Below are 21,746 nucleotides of genomic sequence, written 5' to 3'. Positions count from 1 at the left end.
TGCCGACGTTTGGGCGGCGTGCGGCGGGCGATCATCTGATCTGGGGGAAACGGTCACGATGTGTCACATTTGGGGGTCGTATCCCGTCATGAAGGTGTCTGGACGAAAGTCTGAAACCGCACGGGGACGAACATGGCGACCTCTTCACACATCGATCACACCGGTCCAAGCGCATGGCGGATCGCCATGGACGCCACCGAGGCGACGCTGTCCGTGGGCACGTCGGGGCGGCGGCGTTCGCTGTCCGATCCGCCCGGCGTCAGCGGCGCCTTCTACCTACGGCCGAGTGGCGCGCTGGCGGGATTCGCCCTGCGTCTGCCGCTGCGGCCGCCCGTCCCGGGGGCCGAGGCGCCGGTGCTGGCATGGGAGTCGGCCGAACTGGAGAGCGAGGGGCGGGCCTGGCTGCGGTTCGGACGTCAGGAGGTGTGCCGGGCGGTGTCCGTGCTGTGTGCGGAGGTTCCCGGCGCGCATCCGTATGTGAAGATCGTCCTGGAGACGGCGTTCTCGTCCTGGAGCCTGCGCCTGCCCGGGGTGAGGTGGCCACGGCCGCGGATGGTGACGCTCCGGCTGTTCAGCGAGATCCGGATGGCGTGATCCGCGACTCCGGCTGGGCCTGGGAGATCAGGCCACCGGTGTGCGGAGCAGGGGTTCGGCGGCGCTGCGCAGTTCGTCGCTGAACGGCTTCGGCCGCAGCGTGGCGGGGTCGAGGTTGACGTTCACCCGGTAGCCCTCGGCGTGCACCACCGCGCGGTCGGCCGACACGACACGGAAGCCGTACACGCCGCTGGTGCGTCCCATGCGGTCCATCCAGAAATGCACCGCCACCTCACCCGGCCCCGCGATGGGCACATGGTAGGTGACCTTGAACTCCCGCACGGCCATGAACACGCCCTTCAACGCCGACGGGTCCTTGTCCGTCACCCAGCCGAGGCGCTGCCAGTAGGTGCCGATGGCCCGTTCGACCAGCAGGGCATAGCGGGAGTTGTGCAGCAGGCCCATGGCGTCGAGCTCGTCGAAATGCACATATACCGGCTCGTAGATCACGTCAGTCCTCCGGGAGAAGTGATGGGTCGGGACAGAGCGCGCGCAGGCGCTGCAGGACGGCGCGGCGGGCGCGGACGAGCGCGTCCGATCCGGCGAGCAGGCGGGAGTGGACGACGACCACCTGACCGAGGGCGTCGATCTCGTACGAGAGCTGGGCCGCGTCCACGTCCGCTGCCAGTTCGCTCAGGGCGACGGCCTGCTCCACCTGCCGCTGGACGTACTCCAGCCACTCGCGCATGACCTCCGCGACCCGGTCGCGCACGGCCCCGGGACGGTCGTCGAACTCGGCCTGCACGGTGAAGAAGAAGCAACCGCCGGGCAGCACGCCGTCGGCGTAGAACCGCAGCCGCGACTCGTGCAGCGCGAACAGCCGCCGCACGCCGGCCGGCGCCCGCAGGGCGGGCCCCACCACCTGCTCACTCCACTGGCGCCGCGCCCACTCGACGGCGTCGAGCTGGAGCTGCTCCTTGCCGTTCCAGTGGGCGAAGAACCCGGACTTGCTGGTGCCGGTCGCGGCCGCCAGCCGCCCCAGGGACAGCCCGTCCAGCCCTTCGACCGAGGCCAGGCTCACGGCCCGTTCCAGGATCGCCTCGCGGCTACGTGATCCACGCAGTCGCCGGCCGTCGTGTGTCATGCCGGCCAACCTACATTAACGACCGATCGTTTGCATAGTTGAGGCACGCGGACGGTGGCGGTGCGGTGTCGTCGCCGTACGCGCGAAGCATTGCGGCGCGGGTCGCTTGGGTGGGACGCCGGCGGCTTGGGTGGGGCGCGGGGCCGAGCCTCGTTACGAGACCTCGTACACGCGGGTGGTGCCGAACACGCCCTCGCCGCCCCGCCGCCGCCAGGGCGCGACCGTGCGCAGGTGGCGGAAGCGGCCCGTGCCCAGCAGGCGGTGCTCCTCGACCGGATTGAAGTAGATCAGGGTGAGCGGGCGCGGGTTGCGGTCGACCGAGTCGAGCAGGCCGCCCATCGCGGCGGCGAACGTCTCGCCCCTGAACGGGTTGTTCAGGAAGACCACGCTGACGTCGTCGGGGATCCGGTAGTCGAGCACGTCGGAGCGGACGAACTCCACCTCGCCGGCCCGCAGCCGGAGCCTCGCGCCGGACAGGTTGGCCCGGGCGACCTCGGTCAGCTCGGCGGACAGCTCGACGCCGATCACCCGCTTGAACGTGTACGCGCTGGCCGCCTCCAGCACCATGCGGCCCTTGCCGGCGCCGAGGTCGAGGAACACGTCGTGGCCGGCGACGTCGCGGGCGGGCAGCGCCCGGCGCAGCGTGCCCCAGTGGGCGGGCGAGTAGTAGACGCGTTCGGGATGGTCGAGGCCGAAGTCGGCGAGATCGGCGAAGTCGGCGGTGCTCACGCCGTAGCGGCGGTCGTACAGGAGACGGGCGAACCTGCGGCGCAGCGAGCGCAGCCGCATGGGCAGGCCACCCATCATCAGGACCTCTTCGACGGGCAGCGCCGCCTCGCAGGCCAGCGCGATCGGCGCGCTGGTGGCGAGCGCGCCGAGCAGCAGCGGGATCCGCTCCCGGACGTACGCACGGGGAATCGGTCCCGTACGAGGAGCCGGGGCCGTCGGAGGGATCTTGCCCGTCGGAGGGATCGGGAAGGAGGGGACTGCGGCGTGCGGCGGGCGGGCCAGGTCGTCGATCAGGGTCACGGCACGTCTCCTCGGGAGAAGCGGGGTGGCTCCGGACGGCGGTACGGGCCGGGACATGACGCCGCTCGCCGTCTCGAGTATGCCCCGCCACCCGGCACACCATCACGCACCACCACTCATCACCGCCGCCACCGAGCACCATGCCGCGTATCCTCAGCCCGAATCACCCGTCGCCGGCTCGCAGAGGGCGGTCTCCCTGCGATGGCCGTCCGTTCGTCCGCACATCGGATCGCCGTCAGGAGGCCGGGCGGACGCGGGGCGCGTCCGCGCGCCGCCGGGCCGTGGCGCGTACCGCGGTGACGGTGAGCAGCAACGTCAGCGCCGACACGCCGGCCAGCAGGACCAGGCCCAGCCCGTACGAACCGGACCGGCCGTACACGAAGCCCATGACCAGCGGCGGCACGAACCCGCCCAGCCCGCCCGCGGCCCCGACCAGACCCGTGACCGACCCCACCTTGTCGGCCGGAGCCGCCGTCGCGACCAGGGCGAAGGTGGAGCCGCTGCCCGCGCCGAGCGCCGCGGCCATGACCAGGAACGCGGCCGTGCCCGCCATCATCAGCGGCGGGGTGAACGCCTGGGCCGCCGCGCAGAGCGCCACCACGGCGAAGACGGCGGCCAGGACGGGGATCGGGCCCATCCGGTCCGACAGCCAGCCGCCCGCCGGGCGTGCCACGACGGCCAGCAGTACGAACCCGGCCATCCGGTTGGCCGCGTCCGCCTGCTCCAGGCCGTAGGCGGACTCCAGGTAGACGGGCAAGTAGACGGAGAAGGCGACATAACCGCCGAACGCGACCCCGTACAGGATGCAGGCCTGCCAGGTGATCGGCAGGCGCACGGCCGCGGCCAGGCGTGCCGTGATCGGCGCGACCGGCCCGGCGCGCCCGGGCGGGTCGCGCATCAGGAGCCAGGCGACGGCGGCGTACAGGGCGAGCACGGCGGCGGTGAGCAGGAACGGGGTGGCCGCGCCGCCGGTCCTGACCAGGTTGACCGTGGTCAGCGCGCTGATCGCGGTGCCGCCCATGCCCATCCCGAACACGCCGACGGCCAGGCCGCGCCGTTCGGGCGGGAACCAGCCGCTGATGTACGGCACGCCCACGGCGAAGACCGTACCGCCGATGCCCAGGAAGAACCCGCCGACGAGCAGGGCCGCCAGGGAGCCCTGCCCGATCAGGCCGATGAACAGCACCGGCACGATGGTGGCCGCCGAGATCAGTGGGAACATCGTCCGGCCGCCGAAGCGGTCGGTGAGCGCTCCGACGGGGATGCGGCCCAGCGAGCCGACGATCACGGGGACCGCGACCAGCAGCGCCTGCTGGGCGGCCGTGAGGTTCAGGGTCTCCTTGAACCTCGGGCCCAGGGGGCTGAGCAGGGCCCACGCCCAGAAGTTCACGGCGAACCCCGCCGTCGCCAGCAGCAGCATCAGCGCTCGCGTCCTGTCCGGCCGTGCGCTGATCTTGTCGGTGCTCATCCTGCTCCTCCCCCCATAAGCCCTGCTCAGGGCCTTCCCCTGGGGTGGATCCCGGTAAGCATCCGGCCGCTCGTTCGCCTCTCCCAAAAGTCTCCCGAACGTCTCCCTAAGGTCACACGGGCCCCGCACGGGCGCGGGGCACCCACTTGCGACAATCCCACCGCCTTTTATACTTAACCTACATGTAGAGTAGGTTTTTGGAGGAAGGTCGCTGATGAGTCTCACGTTCCTGTGGTACATCCCGAACCAGGCGCAACCCGGCCACCGGGGCGACGACGTCGTCGAGGACCACAACAGCTTGACGACCCTCACGAGCCAGGCCCTGGCGCTCGAACAGCACGGCTGGCACGGGGCGTTGCTCGGCACCGGATGGGGGCGGCCCGACACGTTCACGGTCGCGACCGCGCTGGCCGCGCGGACGACGACGTTCCAGCCGCTGATCGCAGTGCGGCCCGGTTACTGGCATCCGGCCAAGTTCGCCTCAGCCGCCGCGACACTCGATCACATCAGCGAGGGGCGGGTGCTGGTCAACATCGTCTCGGGCAAGGACAATCTGGCCGCGTACGGCGACAGCGAAGGCGACCAGGCCCACCGCTACGCCCGTACCAGGGAGTTCATCCGGATCGTGCGCAGGTTGTGGACCGAGGAGAACGTCACCTACCATGGCGAGCACTTCGGCGTCACCGACTCCACCGTGGTGCCGCGCCCGGTCGTCCGGGGCGAGCGCCGGCATCCCCCGCTCTACTTCGGCGGCGCCTCCGAGGCCGCCGAGCGGGTGAGCGCCGCCGAGGCCGACGTGCAGCTGTTCTGGGGCGAGCCGCTCGACGGGGTCGGCGAGCGCATCGAGCGGCTCAAGGCGCTCAGCGAAGAGGTCGGGCGCGAGCACGCCCCGCTGGAGTTCGGGCTGCGCATCACCACGCTGGTACGCGACACCACCGAGCAGGCCTGGGCCGACGCCGAGGCCAAGGTCGCGCAGTTGGCGCAGGGCCACATCCCGCGCGACCCGAACTGGCGCGCGGCCGTCGGCCAGCAGCGCCTGCTGGACCTGGCCGCACGGGGCGACGTCCTCGATGACAACCTCTACACCGCGCCAGGCCGGTACGGGGCCGGTGGGGCGGGGACGACCTGGCTGGTGGGGTCCGCCGAGGACGTGGCGAAGTCACTCCGCCGCTACCAGGCCCTCGGCATCACCCACTTCGTCCTCTCCGACACCCCTTACCTGCCGGAGATCACCCGCCAGGGCGAACAACTCCTCCCGCTCCTCGGCACCTGACCGCATCCAACCTCTGCTCAGGGCCCGACAAGCACCCCTCCGACCACGATGAGCACACCACGCGGGTGGCTCTTCCGGCCGGGCAAGCGATCGACGAACACGGTGTACGACCGGCGGGGGAAGTACACGACCGACAAATGCCGCACTTGATCGGCGGGCGGTGCACGATCACCGGGACCGGACCTCAGTGACCAATGGCGACCGTGCCCAATCAGCAGGCTGGCCGGGCCAACGCACCGTGACGGCGACCGAGGCGAATCGGCAGCCTCCACCACCCCAGCGAGAACCCTGTACCACCGAGCGCCGCACCTGACCGACAACGCCCAGCCCGTACGGCGGAGGCGGCGCACGATCTGCGGAGGGCACGACTGATCGCCGAAGTCGCGCCTCATCGACCGAGTCACGCCTGACCGGCGGAGACCGTACCCAACCGGCGGGTCTGATCAGCCGCGCCCGCGATCGATCAGTCGATCTACCGGTCAGTCGATCTACCGGGGGTCAGAACGCGCTGAACGTCGTTTCCGGGCGGTCGCGCTTGGTGAACAGCTCCCAGCCGCCGTCCGCGATCACGTCCGGGTCGAGGGATCGGATTTCCCCGCCGAAAAGCTCAGGCTGGGAGGCGACCACCTGGTAGATGTCGCCTCGTTCGATCAGGCCCCCAATGATCAGGTTTCCGGCGTACACACCCTGCTCGGCCAGCGCCGCGTTCAGTGTCAGCCCGTAGTTGCGCAGCGCCGCCGCGGCGAGAGCCAGGCCGCCGAGGGTGGGCATCGGCATGACGGCGCTGAGGCCGCCGGCGAACAGCAGCCCGCCCTCTCCCCTGGCGAGCATGCCCGGCAGCACCTTGGCCACCACGTCTACCGCCGGATAGAGCAGTTCCATCGCCTCCCGGGCCTGCGCCGGGGTGGTGTCGGTGATCGGCTCGGGCCAGACGGACGGGTCTGCCGCCCCGGGGCCGTAGTAGACGACGTCGATCGTCCCGAACCGTTCGGTGATCTCGTCGAGCGCGCCGAGCAGCCGGTCGCGGTCGTGCACGTCGACGGCGAAGCCGGCCGCCTCGATGCCCGCCTCGGCCAGGGACGCCACGTATCCGGGGTGGCGATCCCCGGAACGGGAGACGAGCGCCACGGCGTACCCCTCGCGCCCGAACCGGTGCGCGACGGACAGGCCGAGCCCGGGTCCCGCCCCGATGACGACGATGGTCTTCCTTGCTGTTGCGGACATGACTATCCCCTTCCAGACAAATCGAGGGTTGCCTCAACTTTCTCCTCAGACCGTATCACGGAACTTGAGGGCGTCCTCGATTTCGTATGATGGAGGGCATGGCAGCCGAATCGAAGCCGCTGCGGTCGGATGCCGCACGCAATCGCGACAAACTGCTGGTCGCAGCCGCCCAGACCTTCGCCGAACGCGGCCTCGACGCGCCCCTGGAACACATCGCCCGCCGCGCCGGGGTCAGCATCGGCACCCTCTACAACCACTTCCCGACCCGGGAGGCGCTGCTGGAGGCGATCCTCCCCCAGCGACTGGCCGCGCTGACGGAGATCAACGCCTCCGCCCTGGCCGACCCCGACCCGTGGTCAGGGTTCGTCGGCCTGCTGGAGGGGATCTTCACGCTGCAGGCCGAGGATCACAGCCTCAACGACGCCATGGTCCAGAGCTTCTCCCTGAACACCGACATGAGCCAGGCCTGCGGCGGCGGCCTGGGGGACGTGGAACGCATCATCGAACGCGCCAAGGCCGCCGGCCGGCTACGGGCCGACTTCGACGTCCAGGATCTGGTCACGCTGGTCTGGGCGATGTCGCAGGTCATCCGGGAGTCGATGAACACGGCGCCGGACACGTGGCGCCGTTGCCTGTCCTTCTTCGTCGACGGCCTGCACGCCGAATCCACCCAGCCACTCCCCTCCCGATAACCTCCCGTCAGCCGCTGTCAGCCGCTGTCAGCCTCTGTCAGCCCACCCTTCCGGTCCCGGCTGACCGGCATGACGCGGCTAGGCGCCCGCCAGCGCCGCGCCGGTTCCCCGCGCCAGTTCCCCATGCCGGTTCCCCACGCCGATTCGCCGCGCCAGTTCGCCACACCGTTCCCCGCCGGTTCGCCACTCCGATTCGCCGTGCCGCGTCCCTTCCCGGCTCCACTACCCGGGGCCACGCCACTAGCCAGCACCATTTCGCCGCGCCACGTCACTTCGCCGTGCCACCCACCTCGCCGGTTCGCCGCGCGTCACTACCCGAGGCCACTTCACCGCACGACCTCTCCGGCACCGTGTACGTCAGCCCGAGCGGGTCGTTGCAGGGTGACGGATCCAAGAACGTCATCGTGGAGTTCTGCGGCGGGCCGCACGACGCCGGGTTCGACCTGCGCTGTCACTGACCGGTTGGTAATCAAGCGCTCGGTCCCCAAGCCGGTCACAGCGGGGTCACCGGCTCTGCCTCTGGTACGTAGACCAGGGCGTCGTAGGACTTGGCGGGCACCATCTCCACCGTGTACGCCCACTGGATCGAGCTGTAGGCCGACCGGAAGCCGTCGCCGACGCTGCCCATCCTGATCTTCGAGGTGAGCAGCTCACGGTTGCCCGGCTCGGCGGAGGCCCGCGCGATGTTCACGTAGCCCATCGGCTCGCCGCCGAACAACTTGGCCAAGGGCGAGTCGTGGCTGACGGTGAAGCGCCTGCGTTCGCCGGAGCCGTCGTCCTTGCTGATGAAGGTACTCCTGCCGAACTCGGTGCCGATGGCGAAGTAGCCGCCGCCGTAGGTCTTGGCCAGCCGCTGCCCCATCGACTCGAACGAGAACGCCGCGCCGCTCTTGTCGATGTGACCGTTGTGCCCGGCCACGATGAGTTTCTCCTGTTTCCTGGTTGCTTCGGTGGCGGCGATCCAGCGGATGTTCTCGGCCATCCAGGCGTCGCGTTTGGCGGCGTAGGCGTTGCCCGAGGTCTGCAGTTGCGCGCCGCGCCAGATGGTCTCGGCGTGGTGCAGGGCCAGCGCGTACGACTGCGCGGAGCTCGCTGTCACGTACCGCTCCCGTCCGGCCTTCATGGTGACGACGAGCCGGGCGGCGGCGGAGGCCGCGGCGGTGATCTTCTTCGGGTCCTGAGTGGCCCGGGTGGCGTCGGTGAGGTCGGCCAGCGACGTCTCCGCCTCGCGTCTCAGGGCGGGATCGACCTTGGCGAGGTAGCGCAGCAGCCGCTCCTTGTTGCGGTCGTAACGCTGCATGTCGAAGCCGTAGAGGCGGATCTTGTCCCGGTCCGGGACGGCGGCGTTGTGGTCGTGGATCCACTTGATCAGGTCGGCCGTTTCGCGGGTGCGGTAGAGGTCGAACCCGAGCGCCTTCGCCGCGTCCTCCGCGCTGCCCTCGCCGCCCATGACATAGTCGCCGGCCACGGCCGTACCGCCGAAGTCGGCCTCGATGGCGACGGCGCGGAAGCCGTGGTCGCGCACCAGCTTCTGGATGACCAGCAGCCGCGTCTCGACGAACTCCTTGTTGCCGTGGGTGGCCTCACCGATGCCGACCACGCGGGCGGGCGCGGCGTCGGAGAGCGGCGCCCGGTCGAGGGGAACCACGTCGCAGGCTGTCACCCGGGAGGTGTCCACTCCCCCGCAGCCGGCCGCCGTCAACGCGGTCAGGCCGCTCAGGGCGATGGTCGCAAGCTTGCGGAACGGCCGGATCCTCATGCCGGCCCGCCCTGGACGACGGCAGCGACAGGGGGAAGGAGGTCGGCACTTGCGCCGAGGTGGTCGTGCTCGATCATGGATAGATTTCATCGCAGGCGGGGTCGGCTGGTCATCGGACCCAGGTCGAGAGCGGGCGGGCGCAGGGATAGTCGGCTCGGGCCGGACGTAGACCCGGGGCCAGGGTGATGTGGACCTGGGTAGCCAACGCGGCCTGGGGCGGCGGGTCTGTTCGGAGAACAGCGGGTCTGTTCGGAGAGCGGCGGGTCCGGGCAGGGGCGCGAGGGCCGGGGCACAGGACGGGATGGCAGGGACGCAGGACGGCATGACCCGGCGTTCGTCGGCCGCCGCCCGCTCGGCCTGTCTGCCGGCCTCGCGGACGGCAACGCGACCGGCTGCGGGGCGGCCCGAGGGGGAAGCCTGGTCAGGGGGTGGGGGTCCAGGAACCGGCGAAGGCGGTTCTGTAGTGTTCGGCGGCGGCGGCCATGTCGTCGCTGAGCAGTTGGAAGAAGCGGCTCGCGGTCAGGAGTCGGGTGCTGGCCGGGGTGTTCGCGCCGAGCACGTCCGCACCTTGCCTGACGGTGGCGGCCCACAGCGCCATCGAACGGGTGCCCACCAGCCACGCTCGGTACCAGACGTCGTCGTCGATGAAGTACCGTTCGCGCCGGTTGTCACGCTCGCGCTTGACGAGTCCGAGCTGTTCCAGTGCGCCGACCGCCTTGGAGATCGACGCGGGGCTCACTCGCAGGCGTTCGATCAGGTCGGCCACGGTCAGGTTGCCGCTGTCGCTGGTGAGCAGGCACACCATCACCTTGGCCGCCATCGGTGGCCATCCTCCCGCCAGCAGGCCGGTGAGCTTCTGCTCGTACTCGCGCACCGCCTCCGGGTCGCGTCCCGCTTGGTCAGGTCGCGCGATGCCACCGGCGGCGGGGTGGGGCGGCGGCGGGGTGGGGCGGCGGCGGGCTCGCCAGGTGGTCGCCTGCTGTGCCCGGGCCGCGTGGTAGCCGTGCGGGCCGCCGTTGCGGGCGATCTCGCGGCCGATGGTCGATCTCGGTCGTCCGAGGCGGCGGGCGATCTCCGCGTAGGCGAGCCCTTCGGCCAGCCCGTCGGCGATTTTGCGGCGGTCCTCGTACGTCAGATGGCCTCCAGGCATGAGCCCCTCCCGATCGGTCCTGCCCGCCCGAGTATGCCGCCGTTCGAGGGTCATTGCGACACGCGGTGGGCGGATGTTGCATTCGGTGGCAGCGTCGTTGCGCCAATCGATCCGCTTTGACCTGCGAATACGTCGATTTCACGTTGCTGTCTACTCGAACGCGGACGTAGCTTTCCCGGTGCGTGAACGATGGCCGTTCCCGCAGAAAAGAACCGACATGACCCAGTCACACCTGCCGATCGAGCGTGCGGCAGAACGCCCCTTCGATCCTCCTGCGGAGCTCACGCGGCTTCGTCTTCCGGCTGCCGGGGGCGCCTATATGCGTCCCGTGGCGTGGGAGGCGTGATGGCATCGCATCGTGCGGAGGCCCGGGAGACGGCCGGCCGGGTCTGCCTGGTCACCGGCGCCTCGTCCGGCATCGGGCTGGCCACCTCGCTGGAGCTGCTGCGGGCCGGCCACATCGTGTACGGCGCCGCCCGCCGCGTGCCCAGGATGGCGCCGATCGTGGCGGCGGGAGGGTACGCCCTGCCGTTGGACGTCACCGAGGAGGACGATCTCCAGCACGTCGTCGGCACCGTCCTGGACCGGCACGGGCGGATCGATGTGCTGGTCAACAACGCCGGATCCGTCGTCCACGGCGCGGCCGAGGACACGCCGGCGGCCATGGCGCGTGATCTGTTCGAGGTGAACGTGTTCGCCCCGGCGCGGCTGGCTCAGCTCGTGCTACCGGGGATGCGGGTGCGCGGGTCGGGCACGATCGTCAACGTGTCGTCGATCGGCGGCGTGATCGCCCTGCCGCTCGGCGCCTGGTACTACGCCTCCAAGCACGCGCTCGAGGCCTTCTCGGACACGCTCCGCATGGAGGTGGAGCAGTTCGGCGTCGATGTGGTCGTCGTCCGGCCCGGCATCATCAGGACCGGCTTCGAAGCCGATGCCGCCCGGCAGCTGCGGGAGATCTCCGGGCACGGCCCCTACGGCCGGATGGCCGAGGCCATGGCACGCGCGGCCGAGACGCAGGGGGAAACGGAACCGGAGATGGATGCGGCGCCGGCGCCGGCGGACGCGCCGGCGCAGACGCAGAGGAACGCGGACGCGGAGGTGAGCGGCCCGGGATCGGTCCGGGCCTCAGAGAGGGCTTCTGAGCAGGGCCACGGCCAGGCGTCCGACCCGTACGTGGTGGCGGAGGTGATCCGGCGGGCCGTCGAGGCGGATCGGCCGGAGACCCGTTACGTCGTCGGCTGGCAGGCCGAAGCGCTCCTGACCCTTCACGAATCCCTCACGGACCGCGATTTCGACGCCCGCGTCACCGCCCCGCTGCTCTGAGCCGGCCCCTCCCCATCGGAGAACCACCCATGACCCCTGCCATCGCCATCTCAGGACTCGTCAAGACGTTCGGCCCCGCCCGCGCGCTCGACGGCCTCGACCTCACCGTGAACACCGGCGAAGTGCACGGCTTCCTCGGCCCCAACGGCGCCGGAAAATCTACCACCATCCGGGTCCTGCTGGGCCTGATGCGCGCCACCTCCGGCACCGTCCGGCTGCTGGGCGGCGATCCCTGGGCCGAGGCGGTCGCGTTGCACCGGCGGCTGGCGTACGTACCCGGTGATGTCGAGCTGTGGCCGGGCCTCACCGGAGGTGAGGTCATCGACGTGCTCGGGCGTCTGCGCGGCGGGATCGACGAGCGGCGCAAGAACGAGCTGATCGAGCGGTTCGAGCTCGACCCGAAGAAGAAGGCGCGCACCTACTCCAAGGGCAACCGGCAGAAGGTCGCCCTCGTCTCCGCCCTGGCCGCGGACGTCGAGCTGCTCATCCTGGACGAGCCGACGAGCGGTCTCGACCCGCTGATGGAGGCGGTGTTCCAGCAGGTCGTCGCCGAGGTGAAGGCCGCCGGGCGCACCGTGCTGCTGTCCAGTCACATCCTGGCCCAGGTCGAGATGCTGGCCGACCGGATCACCATCGTCAGGGACGGCAAGGCGGTGGAGTCGGGGACGCTGGCGCAGTTGCGGCATCTGACGAGGACGACGATCGTGGCGCGGACCGCCTCCCCCGTCACCGGCCTCGACCGGCTGCCCGGCGTGCACCAGGCGCGGGCCGAGGCCGGGAGCGTCAGCTTCAGCGTGGACGCCGAGCACCTGGACGCGGCCGTCAGGCATCTCACCACGTTCGGCATCACCTCGCTGGTCAGCCATCCGCCGACGCTGGAGGAGCTCATGCTGCGCCACTACGGGACCAGGCGGGCCGCGGCATGACCACCACGTTCTCCCCGGCCCGTGCCCGATCGCTGCAGCGGGCCGGCGGCGGCTCGCTGGCCGGAACCGGGGCCATGGTCCGGCTGGCGCTGCGCCGCGACCGGCTCAAGTTGCCGATCTGGGTGCTGGTCATCGTGGCCCTCGTCCCGCGCTTCTACTACGCGGCCACGTCCGCGGTCGTCCCGACGCCGCAGGCGCTGGCCGACGCCACGCGGCTGATCCGGGTCTCGTTCATGCGGGTGCTGGCCGGGCCCTTCTTCGGCGCCGAGGCCGTCACGTCGCAGAAGTACTTCCTGGCCGCGTACTGGGTGGAGTTCCTGCTGGCCGCGGCGCTGATGAACATCATGCTCATCACACGCCACACCCGGGCGGAGGAGCAGAGCGGCCGGGCCGAGCTGGTCAGGGCGGCGGTCGTGGGCCGGCACGCCCAGCTCACGGCGGCGCTGGTCGTGGCAGGGGCGGGCAACGCCGTGCTCGCGCTGCTCGCCGCGGGCGGGGCCGCCGGCATCGGGTTCGCGGTCGGTGGCGCGCTGCTGTTCGGCGCCTCCCTCGCCGCCGCCGGGATGGTGTTCGCCGCGGTCACGGCGGTCACCGCGCAACTCACCGAGCATCCGAGGGGAGCCACCGGGCTCGCCGGGGCGGTGCTGTTCGTGGCGTGGCTGCTGCGCGGTGCGGGGTCGTTGCAGGCGGAGCAGGGCGGGCCGCTGTTCTGGCTGTCGCCGATCGGCTGGTCGCAGCAGACCCGGGTGCTGGCCGGGGATCGGTGGTGGCCGCTCGGCCTGTCGGTGCTGCTCGCCGCGCTGCTGGTGGCGGGCGCGTACGCGCTGGCGAGCCGGAGGGATCTCGGCGCCGCCCTGGTGGCCGCGCGTCCCGGCCGGGCCGGCGCCCCCGGCTGGCTGCGCTCGCCGTTCGCGCTCGCCCTGAGATTGCGACGGGCGGCCGTCGTCTCGTGGGCGGCGGCGTTCCTCGCCGTGGGGCTCGTCCTGGGCGGCATGACCGGCGGGATGTCGGTCACCGACCTGCCGATCTTCGCCGGGGCGGACTTCGGGCGGGCGTGGCTAGGCCTGATGGTGTTCACCGGGTCCCTTTACACGGGCGTGCACGCGGTGCTGTCGGTGCTGCGGCTGCGTGCTGAGGAGGTGCGCGGGCTCGCCGGCCCTCTGCTGGCCGGGCCGACGAGCAGGGTGGCGTGGCTCGGGTCCTCTCTGCTGGTGTCGGCGCTCGCCGTGGTGGCACTGCTCATGGTGTACGGGGTGGGGCTCGGCGTCGGCGCTGCCCTGTCGACCGGGGACGGAGGGCTCGTGGCCGAGGTCGTCTGGGCGAGCCTGCGCCGCGTTCCGGAGGTGCTGGTCCTGCTCGCCGTGCCCGCCGCCCTGCTCGGGCCGGCTCCACGTGCGGCCGGCGGGGTGGCTTGGGGCGTGCTCGTCTTCAGCGGATTCGTCTCGGTTCTGGGGACGTACCTGCGGGTTCCGGGGTGGCTGGTGAACGCGTCGGTGCTGTCCCACCTGCCGTGGCATCCGCTGGGGGCGGCGGCGCCGGTGGCCACGGTGGTGCTGCTCGGGCTCGCCGCGACGCTGACGGCACTCGGCCTGTACGGTGTGCGCCGCCGCGACCTCAGCACGGGATAGGCCTGCCTGCCGGTGCGGTGACGGGGGCATAATCGGGCCATGCGGGTCGGCATAGCGCATCATTTCGGCTGGGCCGTGGCCGTCACCGCGTCCGACGGTCACCGGGTCGTCGATCGCAGGCGGATCGAGCTGGTCGAGCCGGGGGTGCCGGCGGCGCCCGTTCACCATGACGGCAAGCCCCTCGACGACGACGCGTTCTCGGCTCTGGTGGCGCGGGTGCGGGCGTCGGCGCTCCGGGCGACGGCCGCCTCGCTGGACGAGCTCGCCGCCGCGCTGCCGGGGCCGATCGTGTCGGTGTCGCTGCGTGCCTGGCCGGACGACTTTCCCGACGACCTCGCCGTCCTGCGGCGGGCGCCGTACGAGGCCAGGGCGGACTCGGTCATGTACCGCCAGGTCCTGGCCGAGGTCGCCCGGGCGCGTGGCTGGCTCGTGCACCTCTACGACGCCAAGGACGTGGAGTCCCAGGCGGCCCGCATCTTGGCCGGGCGGGCCGACGAGGTCCTGCACGGCCCCAAGGCGGCCCTCGGACCGCCTTGGACGAAGGATCACCGGATGGCGCTCGCGGCGACGATCATGGCGGCGGTCCCCCGTGCTGCCCCGGGTGCCGGGCAGCCGGTGACGACGCGTCCGTGAAGGTGAGGTTCCGCAGCCGTCGCCCCGTCGAACAGCGCTCCAGGCCGGACGCGCGGGTCCGGCAAAGCGGTCCCGTGCCGAGTTGCGGCCGGGTCGGCGGTTACCGCGGTGGGCGTACGGCCGGGAGGGCTGCCTCGACGGTGTCGAAGATGGGTAGATGGGCGTACAGCCCGGTGATCCGCAGCCACTGCCGCACCAGCGGGGCGGGCTGGGTGAAGGCCATCCGCACGCCCGCCTGGCGCAGGCGTTCGCTGGTCGAGAGCAGGCTGGAGATGCCGGCCGAGTCGAGGAACGTCAGCGCCGACAGATCCACCAGGACGGGTACGCCCGAATCGCCCGCCACATGCCCGTCGAGCCACGTCTGCCAGTCCGCGACGGTCTCCCACACGAGCTCTCCGGCCGGTCTGACGACGAGCACGCCGTGTTCCTCGGCCACGGTCACGGCGATCGCGTTGCCGGGCATCCCGCCTCCCCATGGTGGCCGCGTCGGCTGGCGAGCAGACGTGAGCTGCGTCGCCGCCGGGGCCGGCACCGAACCCCAGCGCTCACCCACAGTACCCGTAAGGGACCGCCGCGTTCCCGTAAGCGACCGCCGCGTTTGATCGCACCACTCCCCCGCACCGGGCAACCGCACCAGGTAAGCGTGCGGGCTGATCATTCGGTCGGTTGTGCAGGTTGATCGTGTCGATCCACCGTGTCGATCCACCGTGTCGATCCACCGTGCGGATTGATCGTGCTGGTCGGTTGTGCCGGTCAGAGGCGGTAGACGCGGGTGGCGGTGGCGGTGAAGACGTCGTGGATCTCCTCGGCCGAGCGACCGGCGAGCGCGTCCTGCCAGGCGGCCAGTAGGGTGCGCAGGTCGGTCCAGAGTTTCTCGATGGGCAGATTGCTGCCCCACATGCAGCGGCGGGAGCCGAACAGGTCCAGGCACGTGGCCGTCACCCGTTCGATCAGCTCCCGGTCGACGCGGTGGACGAAGGTGCCCTGGCCGCTGAGCTTCACCACGACGTTGGGCCGTTCGGCCAGCAGCTTCATGCCGCGCGTCCACTCGGCGAAGGCGCCGGGGCCCACCGGCATGCCGGCGTGCACGAGCACGAACGTGATCTCGGGGAAGTCCGCGACGAGGTCGGCGGCGTCGGGCATCTGGGCGGGGAAGACCTGGAGTTCGAACAGCCAGCCGAGTTCGGCGAGCGTGGCGAGGTTGCGCCGGAAGGTGGCGTCCTTCATCCGGTCGGGGGCCTCGGCGAAGCGGAATTCGGGCCGTTCGTGCCAGTGGAGCTGCAGCCGGGTGCCGCGGACGAGCGGGGTGAGCGCGGCCTGGCGGCGCAGGACGTCGGGGGCGCCGGCGTCGAAGAGGTCGGCGCTGCCGACGACGGCGGTGGGCCAGCCGGTCTCGGCGTGGACGTCGCGCAGCCAGCGGACCTCGTCCACCGCGCGGTCGAGCGGCCAGTTGGTCTGGACGTAGACCGACGAGGTGATGCCGCAGGGCGCGGCTTCGGCGAGGTATTCGGCGATGGGATAGTCGCGGCGGATCGGCTCGTACGGGCCGAAGATGCGCGGGACCATTTCCCCTTGCAGCCAGGGCAGGTCGGCGGCGCGCCAGATGTGGTGGTGCGCGTCCACGATTCCGGCGCGGTGGTGGGACGGATCGGTCATCGGGCGGCTCCCATGGAGTGCGGGGTCGGCCCATGCGGGGCAGGCCGGTGCGGGTCGGGCCAGTGCCTGGCGGCGGTGTGGCGCGGGCCGGACAGGACGGCGGGCAGGCGCCGGACCTCCGCCAGCGCGGTGGCCAGGTCGCGTACGCCGCCGAGATGGTCCAGGCTCGGCAACTGGGCCGACATGGCGCGGGTGACGGGACGGTAGCCCGGCGAGCAGGCCAGCGGCGTCCACCAGACGAGCCGGTGACCGAGCCGCGACAGCCGGGCCGTGGCCCGGACCATGGGGGCGGGGTCGCCGCGTTCGAGCCCGTCGGACAGGACGATCACGAGCGCGCCGCGGGCGAGCGCCGCGTAACGCGGGTTGGCCAGGAAGCGGTGCAGTGCCGCGCCGATCGCCGTTCCGCCGTCGGCGTCGGTGACCAGCCGCGAGACCGACGTCAGCGCGTGGTCGGCGTACGGGTGCGACATCGCGGTGGTGATCCTGGTGAGCCGGGTGCCGAAGGTGAACACCTCGGTACGGGCCGGCGCGGCACGCAGCGCGGTGTGCGCCACGCGCAGCAGGTCGGGTGTGTGCTGCCGAAGCGAGCCCGAGACGTCGACCAGGAGCAGCAGGCGGCGGGGGCGGGGCGGGCGGGCGAGGTGGCGCAGCTCGGCGATCTCGCCGTGGTGGCGGCGGGCGCGCCGCCAGGCGTGCCGGACGTCCAGCCGGTCGCCGGTCCTGGCCGGGCGGCGGCGTCTGGACTGGGTGGCGGGCAGGGCGGCGGGCCAGACGGCTTCGAGTGCGCGCATGAGGGCGTGCTCGCGTTCGCCGGTTCGGCCGAGGTCCCGCGTGCCGTAGGTGCTCAGGGTGCTGGCCCGCGTGCCGTCGCCGGGGCGCAGCTCGTGGGGAGGCGGATCGTCGTGGCCCGGCGCGCCGGGGGACGGCGTGCGCTCGTCGTCGCGCGCGAGCGGCGGGTCGTCGAGGAGGCCGTGCCGGAACCAGGCGTCGAAGACACGGTCGAAGGCGGGCAGGTCGGCGACGTCCTGGAGGAGAGTGACGCGGGCGTACCAGTACAAAGCGGTCGGGTCGGGCGGCGGTGTCTCGGCGATCACGCGCAGCAGGTCGGCCCGCTTGGCCGGCGCCGCCGGCAGCCCGGCCGCACGCAGCCCCATGAGGAACCCCCACAGGTGGTCGGCGGCCGGCCCAGCCGGACCCGCCGCCACCAGGCCGTCATTCCCGGGGACCTCATCCGCCGCCGGTCGGTCCCCGTGCGCGGCCGGGTCAGGCATCGGTGAACAGCTCCTCGGCGTGGTCCAGGAGGAGCCGGGTGTCCTCCTCGTCCTTGATCAGCAGTCCGAGGGCGCGGCGGAGCGCCACGGGCCACGGGCTGCCGTCCTCCGCCAGCGCCACCGCCCCGCGCGCCCACTCCACCGACTCGGCGATGCCGGGCCGTTTGAGCAGCGGCAGCCGCCGTACCCGCTGCACCGCCCCGACGAGCCCCTCGGCCGCCCGTTCCTCCAGCCCGGGCACCGACGCGCGCAGGATGGCCCGCTCCCGGTCCGGCTCGGGGAAGGCGATCCAGTGGTAGAGGCAGCGCCGCTTGAGCGCGTCGTGCAGCTCGCGGGTGCGGTTGGAGGTCAGCACCACGATCGGCGGCGTGCCCGCCCTTACGGTGCCCAGCTCGGGGATCGTGATCTGGAAGTCGCCCAGGAATTCGAGCAGGAACGCCTCGAACTCGCTGTCGGCCCGGTCGATCTCGTCGATGAGCAGCACCGCGCCCCGCTCCGCCCGTACGGCGCGCAGCAGCGGCCGGCGCAGCAGGAACTCCTCGCGATACAGCTCGCCGACGTCCTGGCCCCGGCTCTCGGCCACGCGGACCTGGAGGAGCTGCTTGGGGTAGTCCCATTCGTACAGGGCCTGGCCGGAGTCCAGCCCTTCGAAGCACTGCAGGCGGATCAGCTCCAGCCCGGTGACCCGCGACAGCACCGAGGCCACCTCGGTCTTGCCGACGCCGGGCTCGCCCTCCAGCAGCAGCGGCCGGCCCAGCCGCAGCGCCAGGTGGACGGCCGTGCACAGCCCTTCGTCCGCGAAGTACCCCTCGCCCTCCAGCGCGGCGGCCAGCTCGCCGGGGCTGAGGGTCACAGCTGCGCGTGCTCGGTGGTCAGCAGGTGCACGCGCTGGGAGGTGTGCGCGGCCGCGTCGGCCGCCGCGGCCTTGCCGTGCTCGGAGCCGAACGCGGCGGCGCGGGCGTCCTCGTCGTCGAAGTAGAGCTCGTTCACCGAGTCGTACGCGCCGTCCTCGCCGTTGCTCACGCTGACCGTGTACTTGCGCAGGCCGGGCAGCTTCCTGGCGAACGCGACGTGCTCCTCCACCACCCACGTGGCGAACTCCTCGTGGGACAGGTGCTCGGCCCGCTTCAGCAGGGAGATGACCTTCAGCATGTTTCCTCCGTCTTCAGGGCGTCCAGCCCTCGCAGGACGCGTTCGGGGGTGAACGGCATCGACGTCAGGCGTACGCCGCAGGCGTCGAAGATCGCGTTGGCGATGGCCGGGATGGGGGCGTTCGCCGTCATCTCGCCGATCCCCTTCGCCCCGTACGGGCCGTTGGCGGACGGGCGTTCCAGCAGCAGGCTGTGCTGGACGGGGAGGTCGGCGGGCCCCGGCATCAGATATCCGGCGAAGTCGCGCGGCCCGTGGTCGCGGGCCGGGTAGTACGGCTCGGTGGTCTCGAACAGGGCGTGCGACAGCCCCATCCACGCCCCGCCCTCCACCTGCTGGGTCGCCATGGCGGGGTTGAGCGCCCGGCCGATCTCGTAGGCGTTGAACAGCTCCAGCACCTCGACCACCCCGGTCTCGTCGTCGACCTCGACGACGGCGACCGTGCACGCGTGCGCCTGGCAGGAGTCGGGGTCCATCTCCCCCGTCTCGGGTACCGGGACGCTGGGCTCCTTGAGGTAGATGCCGCGCCCGGAGATCGTCCGCCCGTGCTTGAAGTGCGCGGCCAGCGCCAGGTCGGTGATGTGCACGCGTTTGTCCTGGGCGCCCTTGACCGCGATGTAGCCGGTGCCGTCGGTCTCCAGGTCGGCGGCGTCGACCTCCAGTTCCTCGGCGGCGACCTCCAGCATCACGCCGCGCGCCTCGGCGGCGGCCATGATGACGGCGTTGCCGACGCGGTGGGTGCCGCGGCTGGCGAACGTGCCCATGCAGTGCGGGCCGGTGTCGGTGTCGGCGGTGTCGACCAGGATGTTCTCCATCGGCAGGCCGAGCGTCTCCGCGGCGCACTGGGCGGCGATCGTCTTGATGCCCTGCCCGAGGTCGACGGAGGACAGCGAGATCACGAACGTGCCGGTGGTGGTGGCGTGGACCAGGGCCTGCGAGGGGTCTCCGCCCAGGTTCATGCCGGTCGGGTAGTTGACCGACGCGTACCCCCGGCCGCGCAGCTTCGCCATCACAGCCCCTCTCGTGTCGTGGACGACATCCGGCGGTAGGTCTCGGGCAGCTCGTGCCCGGACATCTCCGCCGCCTTCTGGATCACCTCGACCAGGGCCGTTCCCTCGGCGACCTTGCGGTGGGCCTTGACGTCGCCGTCGCGGTAGGCGTTGATGAGCCGGAGCTGGAGCGGGTCCATGCCGAGGGCGCGGGCGACCTGGTCCATCTGCGACTCCAGCGCGAAGTCGGCGATGGTGACGCCGAAGCCGCGCATGGCGCTGGACGGGGTGCGGTTGGTGAACACGCAGTGGCAGTCGGCCCACACGTTCGGGATCGCGTAGGGGCCCGGCAGGTGCGCGGCGGCCTTGGTGACGCCGTAGGGGCTGTGGCGGGCGTACGCGCCGGCGTCCACGTACAGGGTGATCTTACGAGCGATGATCTTGCCGTCGTTCATGACGGCGTCCTTGATGTAGAGGCGTTCCGCGGCGCGCGGCGAGGAGACCTGCATCTCCTCGGCGCGGTCGTAGACGAACTTGACCGGGCGGTCGATCGCCATCGCGGCCACGCATGCGATCGGCTCGACCACCACGTCCACTTTGCCGCCGAAGCCGCCGCCGACCGTCCCGCCGACGATGCGCAGCTTGTTGAACGGTGTCTCCAGGATCAGCGCGGTGTTGTCCAGGGTGAAGAAGCACGCCTGGGTGTCGGAGTGGATCCGCAGCCGGCCGTCGGCCTGCGGGATCACCACGCAGCCTGTGGTCTCGACGGGCGCCTGCTCGATCGGCGCCGACTGGTAGCGCCACTCGAGGACGTGGTCGGCGCGGGCGAAGGCGGCCTCGACGTCGCCGAAGCGGATGCGCCGGCAGTGGTGGCCCTCGTAGATGAAGTGGTTCTGGCCGTGGTACTCGTTGACCAGTGGCGCGCCTTCCCGCAGCGCCTCCTCGACGTCGAAGACGGGCGGCAGGTCCTCGTAGGTGACCTGGATCCGGGCGGCGCCCTCCAGCGCGGCGGCCTCGGTCTCGGCGACCACGGCGCAGATGGGCTCGCCGAGGTAGCGCACCTTGTCCACGGCCAGGATCGGCTCGTCGTCGGGCCCGACGCCGATCAGCTTGAGCGGGGTGAAGAGGTTGTTCGGCACGTCGGCGTGGGTGAGGATCCGCAGCACGCCGGGCACGGCCAGGGCCTGGCTCAGGTCCACGCCGGCGATCCTGGCGTGGTGGCGGGCCGAGCGGTGCATCTTCAGGTGGGCGAGCCGGGGCGGGGCCACGTCCTCGAAGAACTCGGTCCTGCCGGTGACGTGCCCGCGGGCGTCGGAGCGCTGGACCACCGAGCCGATCACGGTCAGGTCGCCGCCGTCCCGTTCGGCGGCGAAGGTGGTGGTGTCGATGGGGGCGAGCCGGTACGTCATCGCGTCACCGCCCCCTCCCCGCGTCGGCGGGCCGCCTCCAGGACGGCCTGCACGATGGGCCGGTAGCCGGTGCAGCGGCAGACGTTGCCCGAGATCGCCTCGATCACGTCCTCCTCGCTCGGGTCGGGGTTCCGGTCGAGCAGCGCCTCGGCGACCATGATCATGCCGGAGGTGCAGAAGCCGCACTGGGTGGCGAAACACTCCACGAAGGCGCTCTGCACCTCGTCCAGGTCGCCGCCGGTGGCGACGCCCTCCAGTGTGCGGACGGAGGCGCCGGCCACGGTCTCGACGGCGACCAGGCAGGACGCCTGCGGCCGGCCGTCGACCAGGACCGTGCAGCTGCCGCAGGCGCCCTGGGCGCAGCCGCGTTTGGCGGCGGTGAGGCCCAGCGACTCCCGCAGGCAGGCGAGGAGGGTGGCTCCCGGCGCGGCGATGAACTCATGGTGCTCGCCGTTGACGACGAGCGAGACGATCTGTGACGGCACGGTC

The 21,746-nt window shown here is 71.7% G+C and carries 23 protein-coding genes; 8 read left to right on the top strand and 15 right to left on the bottom strand.

The window, feature by feature from the left end; all coding sequences use genetic code 11:
• Window positions 1-132: 132 nt before the first annotated feature.
• The gene (locus AB0C28_RS32440) at window positions 133-594 is read left to right on the top strand and encodes a hypothetical protein (RefSeq protein ID WP_358079826.1); all 462 of its coding nucleotides are present in this window, start codon (window positions 133-135) and stop codon (window positions 592-594) included.
• Window positions 595-621: 27 nt separating this feature from the next.
• Here the strand turns inward: AB0C28_RS32440 and AB0C28_RS32435 are convergent, their stop codons facing one another.
• From AB0C28_RS32435 to AB0C28_RS32420, 4 genes are all read right to left on the bottom strand, one after another.
• Window positions 622-1,044, bottom strand: a complete 423-nt coding sequence (locus AB0C28_RS32435) for a thioesterase family protein (RefSeq protein ID WP_357859715.1) — start codon at window positions 1,042-1,044, stop codon at window positions 622-624.
• A gap of 1 nt (window position 1,045) precedes the next feature.
• Window positions 1,046-1,678: a helix-turn-helix domain-containing protein gene (locus AB0C28_RS32430; RefSeq protein ID WP_358079824.1), complete on the bottom strand. Its 633-nt coding sequence runs from the start codon at window positions 1,676-1,678 to the stop codon at window positions 1,046-1,048.
• Window positions 1,679-1,831: 153 nt separating this feature from the next.
• On the bottom strand, window positions 1,832-2,707 hold the full coding sequence (locus tag AB0C28_RS32425) for a methyltransferase domain-containing protein (protein ID WP_358079822.1): 876 nt from the start codon (window positions 2,705-2,707) through the stop codon (window positions 1,832-1,834).
• A 235-nt stretch (window positions 2,708-2,942) separates the two neighbouring features.
• Window positions 2,943-4,175, bottom strand: coding sequence for an MFS transporter (locus AB0C28_RS32420; protein ID WP_358079820.1), 1,233 nt, complete (start codon window positions 4,173-4,175; stop codon window positions 2,943-2,945).
• Between the two features lie 214 nt (window positions 4,176-4,389).
• Here AB0C28_RS32420 and AB0C28_RS32415 point away from each other — a divergent pair, with 214 nt between their 5' ends.
• Window positions 4,390-5,448 carry an LLM class flavin-dependent oxidoreductase gene (locus AB0C28_RS32415; protein WP_358079818.1) on the top strand — a complete coding sequence of 353 codons (1,059 nt, stop codon included), beginning with the start codon at window positions 4,390-4,392 and terminating at the stop codon, window positions 5,446-5,448.
• A gap of 498 nt (window positions 5,449-5,946) precedes the next feature.
• Here the strand turns inward: AB0C28_RS32415 and AB0C28_RS32410 are convergent, their stop codons facing one another.
• Window positions 5,947-6,672: an SDR family NAD(P)-dependent oxidoreductase gene (locus tag AB0C28_RS32410; RefSeq protein ID WP_358079816.1), complete on the bottom strand. Its 726-nt coding sequence runs from the start codon at window positions 6,670-6,672 to the stop codon at window positions 5,947-5,949.
• A gap of 98 nt (window positions 6,673-6,770) precedes the next feature.
• Here AB0C28_RS32410 and AB0C28_RS32405 point away from each other — a divergent pair, with 98 nt between their 5' ends.
• Both AB0C28_RS32405 and AB0C28_RS32400 read left to right on the top strand, forming a co-directional pair.
• A complete protein-coding gene (locus tag AB0C28_RS32405) occupies window positions 6,771-7,364 on the top strand; it encodes a helix-turn-helix domain-containing protein (RefSeq protein WP_357859732.1) in 594 nt (197 codons plus the stop codon).
• A 278-nt stretch (window positions 7,365-7,642) separates the two neighbouring features.
• Window positions 7,643-7,822, top strand: coding sequence for a hypothetical protein (locus AB0C28_RS32400; RefSeq protein WP_358079814.1), 180 nt, complete (start codon window positions 7,643-7,645; stop codon window positions 7,820-7,822).
• A gap of 35 nt (window positions 7,823-7,857) precedes the next feature.
• Here AB0C28_RS32400 and AB0C28_RS32395 read toward each other — a convergent pair whose 3' ends face one another.
• Together AB0C28_RS32395 and AB0C28_RS32390 are read right to left on the bottom strand one after the other, a co-directional pair.
• Window positions 7,858-9,123: an erythromycin esterase family protein gene (locus tag AB0C28_RS32395; protein WP_358079812.1), complete on the bottom strand. Its 1,266-nt coding sequence runs from the start codon at window positions 9,121-9,123 to the stop codon at window positions 7,858-7,860.
• 421 nt (window positions 9,124-9,544) lie between these two features.
• The gene (locus tag AB0C28_RS32390) at window positions 9,545-10,273 is read right to left on the bottom strand and encodes a helix-turn-helix domain-containing protein (protein WP_358079810.1); all 729 of its coding nucleotides are present in this window, start codon (window positions 10,271-10,273) and stop codon (window positions 9,545-9,547) included.
• Window positions 10,274-10,618: 345 nt separating this feature from the next.
• Here AB0C28_RS32390 and AB0C28_RS32385 point away from each other — a divergent pair, with 345 nt between their 5' ends.
• From AB0C28_RS32385 to AB0C28_RS32370, 4 genes are read left to right on the top strand one after another with little or no spacing between them, the layout of a single operon-like run.
• Window positions 10,619-11,596, top strand: a complete 978-nt coding sequence (locus AB0C28_RS32385; RefSeq protein ID WP_358079808.1) for an SDR family NAD(P)-dependent oxidoreductase — start codon at window positions 10,619-10,621, stop codon at window positions 11,594-11,596.
• A gap of 29 nt (window positions 11,597-11,625) precedes the next feature.
• The gene (locus AB0C28_RS32380) at window positions 11,626-12,522 is read left to right on the top strand and encodes an ABC transporter ATP-binding protein (protein WP_357859744.1); all 897 of its coding nucleotides are present in this window, start codon (window positions 11,626-11,628) and stop codon (window positions 12,520-12,522) included.
• Window positions 12,519-14,150, top strand: a complete 1,632-nt coding sequence (locus AB0C28_RS32375; protein ID WP_358079806.1) for a hypothetical protein — start codon at window positions 12,519-12,521, stop codon at window positions 14,148-14,150. Before AB0C28_RS32380 ends, AB0C28_RS32375 begins: the two co-directional genes overlap by 4 nt.
• 39 nt (window positions 14,151-14,189) lie before the next feature.
• Complete coding sequence (locus AB0C28_RS32370; protein WP_358079804.1) at window positions 14,190-14,783, top strand: hypothetical protein; 594 nt, start codon at window positions 14,190-14,192, stop codon at window positions 14,781-14,783.
• 100 nt (window positions 14,784-14,883) lie between these two features.
• On the opposite strand, the gene AB0C28_RS32365 is transcribed toward AB0C28_RS32370, so the two are convergent.
• The 8 genes from AB0C28_RS32365 to AB0C28_RS32330 all read right to left on the bottom strand — a co-directional run bounded on the left by AB0C28_RS32365 (window position 14,884) and on the right by AB0C28_RS32330 (window position 21,742).
• Window positions 14,884-15,246 carry an STAS domain-containing protein gene (locus tag AB0C28_RS32365; protein ID WP_357859755.1) on the bottom strand — a complete coding sequence of 121 codons (363 nt, stop codon included), beginning with the start codon at window positions 15,244-15,246 and terminating at the stop codon, window positions 14,884-14,886.
• A 290-nt stretch (window positions 15,247-15,536) separates the two neighbouring features.
• On the bottom strand, window positions 15,537-16,439 hold the full coding sequence (locus AB0C28_RS32360) for an amidohydrolase family protein (protein ID WP_358079802.1): 903 nt from the start codon (window positions 16,437-16,439) through the stop codon (window positions 15,537-15,539).
• On the bottom strand, window positions 16,436-17,710 hold the full coding sequence (locus tag AB0C28_RS32355; protein WP_358079800.1) for a VWA domain-containing protein: 1,275 nt from the start codon (window positions 17,708-17,710) through the stop codon (window positions 16,436-16,438). The genes AB0C28_RS32360 and AB0C28_RS32355 overlap by 4 nt, the downstream gene beginning before the upstream one ends.
• Entirely contained in the window at window positions 17,703-18,563 is an 861-nt protein-coding gene (locus AB0C28_RS32350; RefSeq protein WP_357859765.1) for a MoxR family ATPase, read from the bottom strand. Before AB0C28_RS32350 ends, AB0C28_RS32355 begins: the two co-directional genes overlap by 8 nt.
• A complete protein-coding gene (locus tag AB0C28_RS32345) occupies window positions 18,560-18,862 on the bottom strand; it encodes an EthD family reductase (protein ID WP_346101866.1) in 303 nt (100 codons plus the stop codon). Before AB0C28_RS32345 ends, AB0C28_RS32350 begins: the two co-directional genes overlap by 4 nt.
• On the bottom strand, window positions 18,856-19,869 hold the full coding sequence (locus tag AB0C28_RS32340) for a molybdopterin cofactor-binding domain-containing protein (protein ID WP_106239398.1): 1,014 nt from the start codon (window positions 19,867-19,869) through the stop codon (window positions 18,856-18,858). Before AB0C28_RS32340 ends, AB0C28_RS32345 begins: the two co-directional genes overlap by 7 nt.
• Window positions 19,869-21,257 (bottom strand): molybdopterin cofactor-binding domain-containing protein, encoded by a 1,389-nt coding sequence (locus tag AB0C28_RS32335; protein ID WP_357859769.1) that lies wholly within the window; start codon window positions 21,255-21,257, stop codon window positions 19,869-19,871. Before AB0C28_RS32335 ends, AB0C28_RS32340 begins: the two co-directional genes overlap by 1 nt.
• The gene (locus tag AB0C28_RS32330; RefSeq protein ID WP_357859773.1) at window positions 21,254-21,742 is read right to left on the bottom strand and encodes a (2Fe-2S)-binding protein; all 489 of its coding nucleotides are present in this window, start codon (window positions 21,740-21,742) and stop codon (window positions 21,254-21,256) included. The genes AB0C28_RS32335 and AB0C28_RS32330 overlap by 4 nt, the downstream gene beginning before the upstream one ends.
• Window positions 21,743-21,746 lie beyond the last annotated feature (4 nt).

Origin of the sequence: Nonomuraea sp. NPDC048892 (assembly GCF_040649735.1) — a bacterium.
Lineage (GTDB): Bacteria > Actinomycetota > Actinomycetes > Streptosporangiales > Streptosporangiaceae > Nonomuraea > Nonomuraea maheshkhaliensis.
This window is presented reverse-complemented; position numbering and strand designations above follow the sequence as displayed.